Here is a 12868-nt window from a genome sequence, read left to right on the forward strand (position 1 = left end):
CAAATTTCGGATATACGCAATGAAAACTGGTAAAGAACTGAAACCCGGTATGGTAATCCGTATCGACAACGATCCTTGGTTGGTTCAGAAAGCTGAGTTCACCAAGTCGGGCCGTAACAGCGCGATCATGAAGACCAAGCTGAAAAACCTGCTGACTGGTTACAAGACCGAAACCGTTTACAGCGCTGATGACAAGCTGGACGACGTGATCCTCGACCGTAAAGAAGCGACCCTGTCCTTCATCAGCGGCGACGCTTACACGTTCATGGACACCACCGACTACACCATGTACGAGCTGAACGCTGAAGATATCGAAGCCGTTCTGCCGTTCATCGAAGAAGGCATGACCGACGTCTGCGAAGCTATCTTCTTCGAAGACCGTCTGGTTTCCGTAGAGCTGCCGACCACCATCGTGCGTAAGGTTGCCTACACCGAAGGTTCCGCTCGCGGCGACACTTCGGGCAAAGTCATGAAGCCTGCCAAGCTGGCTAACGGTACCGAACTGCAAGTGGCCGATTTCATCGAAATCGACGACTTGATCGAGATCGACACCCGTGAAGGCGGTTCGTACAAAGGTCGCGCCAAGAAGTAATTCTGGCCCCACCGGTACGAAAAAAGCCCGACCTTGAGTCGGGCTTTTTTGTGGGCGTTTACCTGTCACTTCAAGTATTGCCTCAGCTCATCCGATGCTTGCCGCAACGCCGGCACGTGGCTGGCGGCGTGTCGTTGGCGAGCCGCGCGGGTTAGACGGTGACGTGCAGACGCACATCGACGTTGCCGCGGGTGGCGTTGGAGTACGGGCAGACTTGGTGGGCAGCGTCGACCAGGCTTTGCGCGTCGTCCTGGGCCAGGCCCGGCAGGCTGATGTGCAGGTCGATATCCAGACCGAAGCCACCCGGGATCTGACCGATGCCGACATGGGCAGTGATCGACGCATCATCCGGAATTTTGCGTTTGGTCTGGCTGGCGACGAATTTCAGTGCGCCGATAAAGCAGGCCGAGTAGCCGGCGGCGAACAGTTGTTCCGGGTTGGTGGCCTGACCGCCGGCACCGCCCAGTTCCTTGGGGGTGGAGAGTTTGACGTCGAGGATGTTGTCGTTGGAAACGGCGCGACCATCACGGCCGCCGGTGGCGGTGGCTACTGCGGTATAGAGCGTTTGCATGGTGTTGCCCTCTTGTGGTTTTGCGCTAAATATTTGCGCGCTAAGTAGTTGGTGAGATGAATGTATAGCGCTAATGTTTAGTGCGCAAGATAAATTTCAGGATTTTTTCGTAAGGGCACCTCAAAACCACCTGTGGGAGGGGATTGCCCCCTCCGCAGGTATGGGGCTTGGGTGTGTTTAGACCGCGCCTTGCAGATTGCCCCGCAACGCAATCAAATCAGCTTGCAGCTTGCGCAGTTGCTCCAGCTCCAGGCCGCTGGCGCCGAGGATGCACTGAGGAATCCCCTTGGCCTTGTCTTGCAAGGCGCGGCCAGCGTCGGTCAGTTCCACCACCACCACCCGCTCGTCTTCGCGACTGCGCGTGCGGCTGAGCAGGCCCTCGGCTTCCAGGCGCTTGAGCAGGGGGGTCAGGGAGCCGGGATCGGTCAGCAGGCGGCTGCTGATTTCGCCGACAGTCAAGCCATCCTCTTCCCACAGCACCATCATGGCCAGGTACTGCGGATAGGTCAGGCCAAGGGCTTGCAGCAGCGGCTTGTAGACCTTGGTCATCAGCAATGAAGTGGAGTGCAGGGCGAAGCACAGCTGGTTATCCAGCAACAGGGATTGGCAAGGATCGGGATTTTTGCTCATGGTGCTGCCTCAAAAAAAGCGTATCTGGGCTGGAATCTAGCGGGCAAATCTTTAATGCGCCAGGTAATTCTGTCCGGGGGGTCAGACCAATCCGCTTTGCAGTGCCAGGTCCCAGGGCGGCACTGGGCTGAAGCGCGATTTCAGGTATTCGAGCAACAAGCGGCTACGTGCGTTCGGCTGTTGTTCCAGGCGCAGCGCATAGATGCCGGTGGTTTCCGGGCTGGGCAGGCCGTTTTCGCAAAACAGGGGCAAGAGTTCGCCGCGGACCAGGTATTCACTCGCCAGCCAGGTGGGCAGGTGCGCGATACCCAGGCCGGCCAGGGCGCCGGAGAGCAGGGCTTCGGCGTTGTTGGCGCTCATGCGGATGCGTTGCGGGCGATAGGTGGCGCGACGCCCGTCCAGTTCGAAGCGCCAGGCGAACATCGGCGCCAGGCCATCCCAGTCCAGGCCGTCGTGTTCGCTGAGGTCTCGCGGATGGGTCGGCGTGCCACGGTTTTTCAGGTAGGCCGGGCTGGCACAGGCAATTCGCACGATGCTGGCCAGCGGCGTGGCGATCAGCCGGGTGTCGACGATATGCCCGGCACGTAGCACCAGATCGACCTTGCCCAAGTGCGCGCCCTGCATGTCCACGAAGCTGTCGATCAAATGCAGGTGTACATCCAGCCCCGGGTAGACATTCAGGAAGTCGGCGATCACCGGCGCCAGATGCCGTCGACCGAACGCCGCCGGTGCGTCCACGCGAATCAAGCCTTCCGGCGCATGGCTCAAGGACACCGCTTCCGCCCGCGCCAATTGCAACTCGGTGACGATGCGCCGCGCGCGTTCGGCGAACGCCAGGCCGGCCGGTGTCGGCAGCACCGCGTGGGTGCTGCGCTGGAACAAGCGGCTGCCCACCGAGCTTTCCAGGCTGTCGATACGCCGGGCCACGGCGGAGGGCGTCAGCGGATGGCGACGCGCGGCGGCAGAAAAACTGCCGGTTTCCAGCACATCGAGAAACAGGCTGAGTTGGTCGGTGAGGATATGCGGGTTCATCGGTCGACGCTTATGCGGGATTGGCACAGCCATTGTGCGTTGCTGTGCGTATCCGCGCCAGAGCGGACTGCGTAGCATGCAAGGCTTGGGATTGTGGAGTAATGCGTGGTGTTGGATTTAGCGATGTACTTGGTTATGGGCGCGGCATTGGGCACGGTGGGCGGCCTGTTCGGCATTGGCGGCGGGTTGATTGCCATCCCGGTGCTCGGCGTGCTGTTCGGCCTCGATCAGCAGATCGCCCAAGGCACCGCGCTGGTGATGGTGGTGCCCAACGTGATGCTCGCGCTGTGGCGTTATCACCAGCGTAATCGCATTGAACTGCGCCACGCGCTGCCGCTGGGGGTGATGGGCTTCAGCTTTGCCTGGCTCGGCTCGATCTGGGCCGTGGGCCTGGACGCCGGCGCGATGCGTGTCGGCTTTATCGCATTTCTGCTGGCGCTGTCGGCCTACAACCTGCTGCGCATGTTCACCCGCAATGCGCCGCCGACGGCACAGATGCGCCATGCCTGGCCGTGGCTCGGGGTGTTGGGCGCGGTCTCCGGCTCTATGGGCGGTTTGTTCGGTGTCGGTGGTGCGGTGGTCGCCACGCCGGTGCTGACCAGTGTGTTCGGCACCACCCAGGTGGTGGCCCAAGGCTTGTCCCTGGCCTTGGCGCTGCCCAGCACCGGGGTGACTCTTGTCACTTACGCCTGGCACCACGAAGTGGACTGGATGATCGGCATCCCCCTGGCGGTCGGTGGCCTGCTCAGCATCAGTTGGGGTGTAAAAGTCGCCCACGCTCTGCCGGAGCGCCTGTTGCGCGGTTTGTTCTGCGGTTTCCTGGTGGTGTGCGCCGTGATGCTGATGTTTAAGGTTTGAAGCCGTCGATGATGTACTCCGCCAGGCATTCGGTGATAGGTGACGTCATCAGCGGGTTGCGTAACAAGCGCAGATTCATCGACGGCAAGGGTGGGAAACCCTCGTCACTGCCGAGCACGCGCAGGTCATCCGTCACCAGGCTTTCCATGCTGACCATCACTGCCAGGCCGGCGCTGACCACGGCCTGGATCGCCGCCCCGTTGGTGCTGTTGTAGGCCAGGCGATAATTGCGCCCGACGGTATCCAGTGAGGTGCGCGCCCACTGGGTGTAAAGGCAATCGGCGCCGGACATCGCCAGTGGCAGGGCGTCGTGCTCGTCCACGCAGAAACACGGCGCCGCCGCCCACACCACGCGCTCGGTGCGCAACAGCTCGCCGATATCATTGCCGGGTTCGCGGCTGATCACCGTCAACGCCAGATCCCGCCGTTGCATCAGCACGGTGGATGCCTCGCAGTGCATCTCGATCTGGATCAGCGGGTAGGCCTTGGAAAACTGTTTGAGAATCCCCGGCAGGAAGCGCATCACATAGTCGTCCGGGGTGCCGATGCGTACCAGCCCGACCATATGCGGTTCTCGCAGGGTGTTGAACACCTCGCTGTGCAGTTTCAGGATGCGCCGCGCATACCCCAGCAGCACCTGGCCCTCCGGCGTCAGTCGCACTTGGCGGCCGTCGCGCTCGAACAGTTTGCGCTGCAGCACGTCTTCTTCCAGGCGCTTCATTTGCATGCTGACCGCCGATTGGGTGCGGTTGACCTGCTCGCCGGCGCGGGTAAACCCACCCTGGTCGGCGATGGCGACGAAGGTGCGCAGCACGTCGGTGTCGATGCTTGGGTAGGCAGCCAATTGATCAATTCCTGAGATGTATTTCATAAGAAACATTTGTTGGATTGATCATAGCCGCCGGCACACACTCGCGTCATCCCCAAGGGAGGGCGAGAAGATGAAAGGTCAAACAGGTTGTGCAGGATGGACGAAGCGGCCGCTTTCCGGGCTGTTCCAAGCAATTGCGCGGTGGCAGGTATTGCGGCACGAGCGTCGGTTAGTGGCCACGCTGAGCGATGCGGCGCTCAAGGATATCGGGCTGAGCCGCGCTGACGTGGAGCACGAAGCCCATCGGCATTTCTGGGAAGACCCACTGCGAAAATGACCGAGGATGCAGTAGGGTGGTCGGCACGTTCATACGGAGATGCCCATGCCCGCCGACCTGTCGTTTTCCCTCAAGCAAGCGCGCCGCATGGCACTGGCCGCCCAGGGCTTTTCCGGGCGCCAGGCGCCTGCATTGATCAAGGCCGCACACCTCAACCGCTTGATCGACCGCCTGGGCGTGCTGCAGATCGATTCGGTCAATGCCGTGGTGCGCTCCCATTACCTGCCGTTGTTTTCCCGCCTGGGTCAGTACGCCCCGTCACTGCTTGAGCAGGCGGCCTGGAGCCAGGGCCGACAGCGTTCGTTGTTCGAGTATTGGGGGCATGAGGCCTCGTTGTTGCCGATGGCGCTGTACCCCTTGATGCGCTGGCGCATGGAGCGGGCAAGACAAGGGCAGGGGATCTACGCGCAGATGGCGCGTTTTGGTCGCGAGCAGCAGGCCATCATCCAGCGCGTGTTGAACACTGTCGAACAACAGGGCGCCCTGGGTGCAGGCAGTCTGTCGACCCGCGCCGAGCGCGCCGGTCCGTGGTGGGACTGGAGCGATGAAAAGCACGCGCTGGAATGGCTGTTCGCCGCTGGCCTGGTCACGGTTGCCGGTCGGCGCGGGTTCGAGCGGCTCTACGATTTGCCCGAGCGCGTCATCCCCGGCGACCGGCTGCACCAGGCGCCGTTGAGCGAGGCCGAGGCTCAGCGCGGTTTGCTGCTGCACAGTGCGACTGCGCTGGGTGTGGGCAGCGAAAAAGATCTGCGCGATTATTTCCGCCTGGAGCCTGCCGACACTCGCAGCCGTTTGGCCGAACTCGTCGAAGACGGCCAATTGCTGATGTGCCGAGTGCAGGGCTGGAAGCAGCCGGCCTACTGCCTGCCGGAGCCGAAAGTGCCGCGCAAGGTGTCGGCCAGCGCGCTGTTGTCGCCGTTCGATTCGCTGATCTGGGAGCGCAGCCGCACCGAGCGGCTGTTCGATTTCCGTTATCGGTTGGAGATTTACACGCCGCAGGACAAGCGGGTGTACGGCTACTACGTGCTGCCGTTTCTGCACAACGAGCGGATCGCCGCGCGCGTCGACCTGTGTGCCGAACGCGCCCACGGCCGCCTGGCCGTGCATGCGGTGCATGAAGAAACGCCGGGGCTGGACGAGGAGGGGATGTGCGCGCTGGCGCTGAACTTGCGGCAAATGGCCGATTGGCTGGGGCTCGAACAGGTGCAGCTCAATTGCCCACGGCCGAGTGCCGACCGATTAAGGGCGGCGATGCTCACATCACGGTAGGCCCGAGCTTGCTCGCGCCTACCGAATGGTGTCACCGTTTTACTTGCTTCAACGTCTCGGCGATCAGGAACGCCAGCTCCAGCGACTGATCGGCATTCATCCGCGGGTCGCAGTGGGTGTGGTAGCGGTCCGACAAGCCATCTTCGGTGATCGGCCGCGCGCCGCCGATGCATTCGGTGACGTTCTGCCCGGTCATCTCGATATGAATCCCGCCGGCATAGGTGCCTTCGGCCTCGTGTACCTGGAAGAATTCCTTCACCTCGCCGAGGATCTGCGCAAAGTCGCGGGTCTTGTAGCCGCTGCTGGCCTTGATCGTGTTGCCGTGCATCGGGTCGGAGCTCCACAGCACCTGTTTGCCCTCACGCTGCACGGCGCGAAGCAGCGCCGGCAGGTGGTCGCCGACCTTGTTGGCGCCCATGCGCGCGATCAGGTTCAAGCGGCCGGGGTCGTTGTCCGGGTTGAGGATGTCGATCAGGCGGATCAGGTCATCCGGGTTCATGCTCGGGCCGACCTTGACCCCGATCGGGTTGTGTACCCCGCGCAGGAACTCGACGTGGGCGCCGTCCAACTGACGGGTGCGATCGCCGATCCACAGCATGTGGGCCGAGCAGTCGTAGTAGTCGTTGGTCAGGCTGTCGCGGCGCACGAAGGCTTGTTCGTAGTTGAGCAGCAGCGCTTCGTGGGCGGTGAAGAAGCTGGTTTCGCGCAGTTGCGGCGAGCTGTCCATGCCACAGGCGCGCATGAAGGCCAGGGTTTCGTCGATACGGTTCGCCAACTGGCTGTACTTCTCGGCCAGTGCGGAGTTGGCGATGAAGTCCAGGTTCCACTTGTGTACCTGGTGCAGGTCGGCAAACCCGCCCTGGGCGAACGCGCGCAGCAGGTTAAGGGTGGCGGTGGACTGGTGGTAGGACTGCAGCAGGCGGTCGGGGTCCGGCACGCGGCTTTTTTCGTCGAAGCCGATGCCGTTGACGATATCGCCACGGTAGGCCAGCAAGGTGACGCCATCGATGGTTTCATCGTTGGACGAGCGCGGCTTGGCGAACTGGCCGGCCATGCGCCCGACTTTCACCACCGGGCAGCCGGCGGCGAAGGTCATCACGATAGCCATCTGCAGCAGCACCTTGAAGGTGTCGCGGATTTTTGCGGCGGAGAACTCGGCAAAACTCTCGGCGCAGTCGCCGCCTTGCAGCAGGAAGGCGCGACCCTGGGTCACCTCGGCAAACTGGCGGCGCAACTCGCGGGCCTCCCCGGCAAATACCAGCGGCGGGTAGCTGGCCAGGCTCTGCTCCACCTGTAACAGGTGTGCAGCGTCCGGGTACTGGGGTTGTTGCTGGATCGGCAGGGCGCGCCAGCTGTCGGGGCTCCAGGGTTGGCTCATCGTGGACTCGATAGGGTGATTGACGGTCGGGCGCCAATGTTATCAGCAATTAGTGCGTGACCTGTTGCCGCCGGTTGGCCGACAATCGCGCCTTTGCCCTGGGGTGAACCCGTTAGGAGTTGTAAATGAGCGAGGAGCGTGTCGAGCGCCTGCTGGCCGAGGTCCATGATGACTTCGGCATGATCCGCGTGCTCGAAGTGGCCGATTACCGTTTTCTCGAGTTTGGCGACGCCATCGAGCAAAGCTGCGTGTTCACCGCCGACCCGAGCTGGCTGGAGTACGACTACACCCGTGCGATGCTGATCGGTGCGTTGTGCCACGAGCAGCCGGAAAGCGCGTTGTTCCTCGGCCTGGGCGCCGGCACGCTGACCCAGGCGTGCCTCAAGTTCCTGCCGCTGGAGGATGTCGAAGCCATCGAGCTGCGCCCCGAAGTGCCGCGCCTGGCCATTGAGTTCCTGGGGCTGGACGACGATCCGCGCCTGTACATCCGCATTGGCGATGCTCTGGAATTGCTCGAGACCGCCGAAACGGCCGACCTGATCTTCGTCGACCTGTACACCGATGTCGGCCCCGGCGTCGGGCACCTGGCCTGGACCTTCCTGGAAAACTGCCAGAAGAAGCTCAACCCCGGCGGCTGGCTGGTGATCAACCAGTGGGCCACCGACGACGGCAAGCCGTTGGGTGCGGCCCTGCTGCGCGGGTTGTATCACCGGCATTATTGGGAGCTGCCGGTGAAGGAGGGCAATGTGATCCTGCTGGTGCCTTCGGAGTTGGATCAGGCGCTGGACGCTGCGGCGCTCTCGGCCCGCGCCGAAGCGCTGGCACCGCGATTGGGCTATTCGTTGCAGCCATTGATCAAGGCGATTCGGCCGGCAACCTAGTTGTCTGAACGGGCGTCATCGCGGGCAAGCCCACTCCCACATTTGACCGAGCACATCCTGAAGGAATGCGGTCGATGTGGAAGCGGGCTTGCTCGCGATGACTGCGGCACGGCCAACTCAAATTCCCCTGAATACCCCCGGGCGCTTCTCGAGCATGGCGCGCACGCCTTCCTTGGCGTCTTCGCTGTTGAACAATTGCGCGACCAGCGGCGGTAACGCCGCGGCCGCGACAGCTTCGCCCTCCAAGCGCGCCAGGCGGGCCGACATCAACGTGGCTTGCACGCCGAGGGGCGCCTGGCGCGCGATGCGGCTGGCCAGTTCGATGGCGCGCGGCAGCAGGTCTTCGCTGGCCATCACTTCCTGCACCAACCCCAGGCGCAGGGCTTCGTGGGCATCGAACTCATCGCCGGTGAGCAGCCAGCGCATGGCGTTGCCCCAGCCTGCTATTTGATGAAAGCGCAACGTCGCACCGCCAAATGGAAAGATCCCACGTTGTACTTCCATCTGCGCGAAGCGGGTGTTGCTCGCGCAGAGATTGATATCCGCCGCCAACATCAACTCGATGCCAAGGGTCAGGCAGTAGCCCTGAGCGGCGACGATCACCGGTTTGCCGACCCGAGGGCCGGCGAACACGCCCCAGGGATCGCAGCCCCCCGGTGGCGGTTGCCAGCCTCCGGCCATCACTGCGCTGACGTTGGCCAGGTCCAGCCCGGCGGTGAAGTGGTCGCCGTGGGCGAACACCACGGCCACCCGCGCATCGTCGTTTCGATCAAATTCGCCATAGGCCAGGCTCAGTGCGTTGAGCAGATCCAGATCAAAGGCATTGCGCTTGGCGACCCGATCCAGGCCCAACAACAGGACATGACCCAGGAGTTCACGGCTGACGAGGCTGCTGCTGGCTTGATTCATCGGGTGTGCCCTCGGGCGCAGTAAGGGGTTTCGGACCAAAGGGGCCGAGTGTGCGGATGAACCGTTTAAGCGTTTCAGCCAACAGGGCCGGGCACTTGAAAAATAGACCCTGGAGCCCATCTGCGCAAAGGCGGTGACGCAGTGCGGTTTATCGGTGCTTTGCGATAAAAAAAGCTCCCTTTTTCAGCTATTTCCGGTATAGTGCGCGCCGGCCTTTAACCGGGCCGCGTTTAGGTAGCGCAATTCCCCGAAGTCAGCTTCGGCTGCACGTCCGCACAGCGGACTCTTCCTTGACGAATCTTTTTCATTCATTCGTTTTCGCAAATCCCCGCCGACAAAGCAGCCAGGGCGACTCTTGAGTCTCAACACGGCATGCGCAGCTTTGGAGCATGGGTCTTTGCGGATGCACTTAGAGGCAGACCCATGACCCAGGAAACCGGCGGCTTCGCCGCTTTTAATCTTAACCCGAACATTCTTGCTGCCGTCATTGCGACTGGCTACGAAGAACCTTCGGCGATTCAGCAGCAATCGATCCCGATCATCATGGCCGGCCACGACATGATTGGCCAGGCGCAAACCGGTACCGGTAAAACCGCCGCGTTCGCCCTGCCTATCCTGCACTGCATCGATCCTGCCAAGCGCGAACCGCAAGCCCTGATCCTGGCGCCAACTCGTGAGTTGGCGCTGCAAGTAGCAACCGCTTTTGAAACCTACGCCAAGCAAATGCCAGGCGTAACCGTTGTGGCCGTCTACGGCGGCGCGCCGATGGGCCCGCAACTCAAGGCTATCCGTAATGGCGCACAGATCGTTGTCGCCACTCCGGGGCGTCTGTGCGACCACCTGCGTCGTGACGAGAAAGTCCTGTCGACCGTGAACCACCTGGTTCTGGACGAAGCTGACGAAATGTTGAAGCTGGGCTTCATGGATGACCTGGAAGTCATCTTCAAGGCACTGCCACCGACCCGTCAGACCGTGCTGTTCTCGGCCACCCTGCCGCAGTCGATCCGTGCCATTGCCGAACGCCACCTGCGCGATCCGCAACACGTGAAGATCCAGACCAAGACTCAGACCGTTACCGCGATCGAACAGGCTCACCTGTTGGTTCACGCTGACCAGAAGACCTCGGCTGTATTGAGCCTGCTGGAAGTCGAAGACTTCGACGCGCTGATCATGTTCGTGCGTACCAAGCAAGCGACCCTGGACCTGGCCAGTGCCCTCGAAGCCAAAGGCTACAAAGCCGCTGCGCTGAACGGTGACATCGCCCAGAACCAACGTGAGCGCGTGATCGACTCCCTCAAGGATGGCCGTCTGGACATCGTTGTAGCGACCGACGTAGCTGCTCGTGGCCTCGACGTTCCACGTATCACCCACGTGTTCAACGTTGACATGCCTTACGATCCAGAGTCCTACGTTCACCGTATCGGCCGTACCGGCCGTGCGGGTCGCGAAGGTCGCGCACTGCTGCTGGTGACGCCGCGTGAGCGCCGCATGCTGCAAGTGATAGAGCGTGTGACCGGTCAGAAGGTTGCCGAAGTCCGCCTGCCGGATGCCCAGGCCGTTCTCGATGCACGCATCAAGAAACTGACCAACAGCCTGTCGCCACTGGTGGCTGACGCTGAATCGACCCACGGTGACCTGCTGGACCGCCTGACCGCCGATATCGGTTGCACCCCACGTGCCCTGGCTGCAGCCCTGCTGCGCAAAGCTACCAACGGTCAGGCCCTGACCCTGGCGGCCATCGAGAAAGAACGCCCACTGGTACCGAACAACGCGCCACGCGGTGATCGTCCAGAGCGTTCCGGCGACCGTCCTGAGCGTGGTGATCGTGAGCGTCGCGCTCCGGTGCCATTGGCTGAAGGTCGTGCTCGCTGCCGTACCGCGCTGGGCGCGCGTGACGGTATCGCGGCCAAGAACCTGCTGGGCGCTATCCTCAACGAGGGTGGCCTGGCACGTGAAGCCATCGGTCGCATCCAGGTCCGTGACAGCTTCTCCCTGGTGGAGCTGCCGGAAGACGGTCTGGAAAAACTGCTGACCAAGCTGAAAGACACACGCGTTGCCGGTAAGCAGCTCAAGCTGCGTCGCTACCGCGAAGATTGATCCGCCCCTGGGCTGATTGATCGCACCTAAAAAAATCCCCGACTGGTTCGGGGATTTTTTTTGCCCGGCAATTGGCGCGGATCGTCGTGGGGTGGTCGGCCATAACGGTCAGCTACTGATCTTATTGGGTTTAGGAAAAGTCTGAGTTTCTGAGCGGCCTTTCTGGCAGCCGGCTTTGCGTAAAGTTTTTACTATCAAGTGACGGGGGCGGATAAACCTGAGTTGCATCGCTCAAGGGTAAAAAACGCTCTCAATCTGCTCTCGTCAGTTGTTCAAGTTGGAACGGTTCGCTTGTGACCGTGTCGAGGGATAGGCGCCGGGCTTGACGGCTATTGATTGATTTTTCCAGAAAGGAGCTGTGGCTGTTATGCGTATTAATAATTCACAGTTGTTTCCACAAACAATGCCTGAGCCTGCGACTTATCCTCCCAGCCAACCGCCTGTTAATCAGGCGCGAGAGCCAACACGCGAGCACGGTTTGCCGTGGACCGAGCGCGCACTCGCTTCGGATGCCGCGGCTGCTCGTTCAAGAAGAAATACGCCATCCATGCCTGTAGCGTCTGCGACCACGACGTCAACGCTTAATAAAGTTAGCGATCCAAAACTGGAAATCAAGAAGGTAGCCACATCGCCCAATGGGCTGTATGGCCTGAGTTACTCGCTGTCCGCGCCTGGCGCTGGGTTGAGTAACATTACGTTTCCAATGAGTATCGACGAAGGCCTTCAACGAAAAGGAAGCAAGGACGCAGGGATTTATTATGCGATGCAGTTTGGCGTCAATGATGCACAAGGTCGGCCTCTTGGCCGGGGCTATATTGGGATGCAGCCGCGCGGGGATGGCAAGGCGCTGATTGTGTTTTCTGGAAACGGTGAGCATTTCAAAGCGCCACAAGGCCGCCCCGAGTTTGATGGGGGAAAAGGCGCCAGTAACAGCACATTGGTAGATTTTAAATTTGGGAATAAATATAACCTCACGGTAGAACGAGATCCTGAGGATGCCCATAAGTTGAGGGGGGTTATTCAGGATGTTACCGATTCCGACATGCCGGGCCCCAAGCAGCATGTCAAAGATATTTATGTCGATCAGAAGTTTGCCTTGGCTGGCAGAGACAGAGGCTTCGTCGAACATTACGGCGCGAAAATAGACCGAAGTTCGCAGATCGCGCCTACTCGCGGTAGTTTCTCCGCCCCCTTTACTACAGACGATAAGGGCAATGTCAGGGTGGGTGAAATCAAGAGTGACGGGCTCTATGGCCGGTACAAGAACTCGATGGTGGGACTGCAGCGGGTGATCAGCGAAGCGGGTAAAGGTCAGGAAATACAATTCTCTTTTCAGGGCGCAGGTTATGAGAAGAAAGCCTGAAGTGCGCTGTTGATAGAGCCTGAGTAAGCGTCTCAACGCTACGCCTGTTAGAGTCGAGCCCCTTGAAAAGGTTGGCGATGCAAAAACCCGGAAGGCCCACGCAGGTGAGGATTTCCGGGTTTTCTTCTTGGGCCGCGCTC

13 protein-coding genes are annotated in these 12868 nt (G+C 61.1%); 7 read left to right on the forward strand and 6 right to left on the reverse strand.

What is annotated here, in order from left to right:
• Nucleotides 1-19: 19 nt before the first annotated feature.
• Complete coding sequence (locus RGV59_RS14595; protein ID WP_017849516.1) at nt 20-592, forward strand: elongation factor P; 573 nt, start codon at nt 20-22, stop codon at nt 590-592.
• A gap of 151 nt (nt 593-743) precedes the next feature.
• Here the strand turns inward: RGV59_RS14595 and RGV59_RS14600 are convergent, their stop codons facing one another.
• From RGV59_RS14600 to RGV59_RS14610, 3 genes are all read right to left on the reverse strand, one after another.
• Nucleotides 744-1163, reverse strand: a complete 420-nt coding sequence (locus tag RGV59_RS14600) for an organic hydroperoxide resistance protein (RefSeq protein ID WP_010211852.1) — start codon at nt 1161-1163, stop codon at nt 744-746.
• 177 nt (nt 1164-1340) lie between these two features.
• Nucleotides 1341-1793 (reverse strand): MarR family winged helix-turn-helix transcriptional regulator, encoded by a 453-nt coding sequence (locus RGV59_RS14605; RefSeq protein ID WP_026140352.1) that lies wholly within the window; start codon nt 1791-1793, stop codon nt 1341-1343.
• Between the two features lie 81 nt (nt 1794-1874).
• The gene (locus tag RGV59_RS14610; protein WP_017849514.1) at nt 1875-2825 is read right to left on the reverse strand and encodes a LysR family transcriptional regulator; all 951 of its coding nucleotides are present in this window, start codon (nt 2823-2825) and stop codon (nt 1875-1877) included.
• Nucleotides 2826-2933: 108 nt separating this feature from the next.
• On the opposite strand from RGV59_RS14610, the gene RGV59_RS14615 reads away from it, so the two are divergent.
• Nucleotides 2934-3683 (forward strand): sulfite exporter TauE/SafE family protein, encoded by a 750-nt coding sequence (locus RGV59_RS14615; protein WP_046385336.1) that lies wholly within the window; start codon nt 2934-2936, stop codon nt 3681-3683.
• Here RGV59_RS14615 and RGV59_RS14620 read toward each other — a convergent pair.
• The gene (locus RGV59_RS14620; RefSeq protein ID WP_032805034.1) at nt 3673-4554 is read right to left on the reverse strand and encodes a LysR family transcriptional regulator; all 882 of its coding nucleotides are present in this window, start codon (nt 4552-4554) and stop codon (nt 3673-3675) included. The two genes, RGV59_RS14615 and RGV59_RS14620, sit on opposite strands and share 11 nt — an antisense overlap.
• A 70-nt stretch (nt 4555-4624) precedes the next feature.
• Here RGV59_RS14620 and RGV59_RS14625 point away from each other — a divergent pair, with 70 nt between their 5' ends.
• Both RGV59_RS14625 and RGV59_RS14630 read left to right on the forward strand, forming a co-directional pair.
• Nucleotides 4625-4831, forward strand: a complete 207-nt coding sequence (locus tag RGV59_RS14625; protein ID WP_017849511.1) for a DUF1127 domain-containing protein — start codon at nt 4625-4627, stop codon at nt 4829-4831.
• A gap of 45 nt (nt 4832-4876) precedes the next feature.
• Complete coding sequence (locus RGV59_RS14630; protein ID WP_126585904.1) at nt 4877-6100, forward strand: winged helix-turn-helix domain-containing protein; 1224 nt, start codon at nt 4877-4879, stop codon at nt 6098-6100.
• Nucleotides 6101-6131: 31 nt separating this feature from the next.
• Here the strand turns inward: RGV59_RS14630 and RGV59_RS14635 are convergent, their stop codons facing one another.
• Nucleotides 6132-7478 (reverse strand): class II 3-deoxy-7-phosphoheptulonate synthase, encoded by a 1347-nt coding sequence (locus RGV59_RS14635; protein WP_126585905.1) that lies wholly within the window; start codon nt 7476-7478, stop codon nt 6132-6134.
• A 125-nt stretch (nt 7479-7603) separates the two neighbouring features.
• On the opposite strand from RGV59_RS14635, the gene RGV59_RS14640 reads away from it, so the two are divergent.
• Nucleotides 7604-8359 (forward strand): spermidine synthase, encoded by a 756-nt coding sequence (locus RGV59_RS14640; RefSeq protein ID WP_017849508.1) that lies wholly within the window; start codon nt 7604-7606, stop codon nt 8357-8359.
• A gap of 117 nt (nt 8360-8476) precedes the next feature.
• Here RGV59_RS14640 and RGV59_RS14645 read toward each other — a convergent pair whose 3' ends face one another.
• The gene (locus RGV59_RS14645) at nt 8477-9268 is read right to left on the reverse strand and encodes a crotonase/enoyl-CoA hydratase family protein (protein WP_017849507.1); all 792 of its coding nucleotides are present in this window, start codon (nt 9266-9268) and stop codon (nt 8477-8479) included.
• A 423-nt stretch (nt 9269-9691) separates the two neighbouring features.
• Here RGV59_RS14645 and RGV59_RS14650 point away from each other — a divergent pair, with 423 nt between their 5' ends.
• Entirely contained in the window at nt 9692-11365 is a 1674-nt protein-coding gene (locus RGV59_RS14650; protein ID WP_046486437.1) for a DEAD/DEAH box helicase, read from the forward strand.
• A gap of 367 nt (nt 11366-11732) precedes the next feature.
• Nucleotides 11733-12728, forward strand: a complete 996-nt coding sequence (locus tag RGV59_RS14655) for a hypothetical protein (protein ID WP_260473877.1) — start codon at nt 11733-11735, stop codon at nt 12726-12728.
• The last annotated feature ends 140 nt before the right edge of the window (nt 12729-12868 follow it).

The organism is Pseudomonas sp. FG1 (genome assembly GCF_034313875.1).
GTDB classification, from domain to species: Bacteria; Pseudomonadota; Gammaproteobacteria; order Pseudomonadales; family Pseudomonadaceae; genus Aquipseudomonas; species Aquipseudomonas veronii.

Coding starts and splice junctions, on each gene's coding strand:
- RGV59_RS14595 (WP_017849516.1), top strand. CDS start 20: ATGAAAACTGGTAAAGAACTGAAACCCGGTATGGTAATCCGTATCGAC.
- RGV59_RS14600 (WP_010211852.1), bottom strand. CDS start 1,163: ATGCAAACGCTCTATACCGCAGTAGCCACCGCCACCGGCGGCCGTGAT.
- RGV59_RS14605 (WP_026140352.1), bottom strand. CDS start 1,793: ATGAGCAAAAATCCCGATCCTTGCCAATCCCTGTTGCTGGATAACCAG.
- RGV59_RS14610 (WP_017849514.1), bottom strand. CDS start 2,825: ATGAACCCGCATATCCTCACCGACCAACTCAGCCTGTTTCTCGATGTG.
- RGV59_RS14620 (WP_032805034.1), bottom strand. CDS start 4,554: ATGAAATACATCTCAGGAATTGATCAATTGGCTGCCTACCCAAGCATC.
- RGV59_RS14625 (WP_017849511.1), top strand. CDS start 4,625: ATGAAAGGTCAAACAGGTTGTGCAGGATGGACGAAGCGGCCGCTTTCC.
- RGV59_RS14630 (WP_126585904.1), top strand. CDS start 4,877: ATGCCCGCCGACCTGTCGTTTTCCCTCAAGCAAGCGCGCCGCATGGCA.
- RGV59_RS14635 (WP_126585905.1), bottom strand. CDS start 7,478: ATGAGCCAACCCTGGAGCCCCGACAGCTGGCGCGCCCTGCCGATCCAG.
- RGV59_RS14640 (WP_017849508.1), top strand. CDS start 7,604: ATGAGCGAGGAGCGTGTCGAGCGCCTGCTGGCCGAGGTCCATGATGAC.
- RGV59_RS14645 (WP_017849507.1), bottom strand. CDS start 9,268: ATGAATCAAGCCAGCAGCAGCCTCGTCAGCCGTGAACTCCTGGGTCAT.
- RGV59_RS14650 (WP_046486437.1), top strand. CDS start 9,692: ATGACCCAGGAAACCGGCGGCTTCGCCGCTTTTAATCTTAACCCGAAC.
- RGV59_RS14655 (WP_260473877.1), top strand. CDS start 11,733: ATGCGTATTAATAATTCACAGTTGTTTCCACAAACAATGCCTGAGCCT.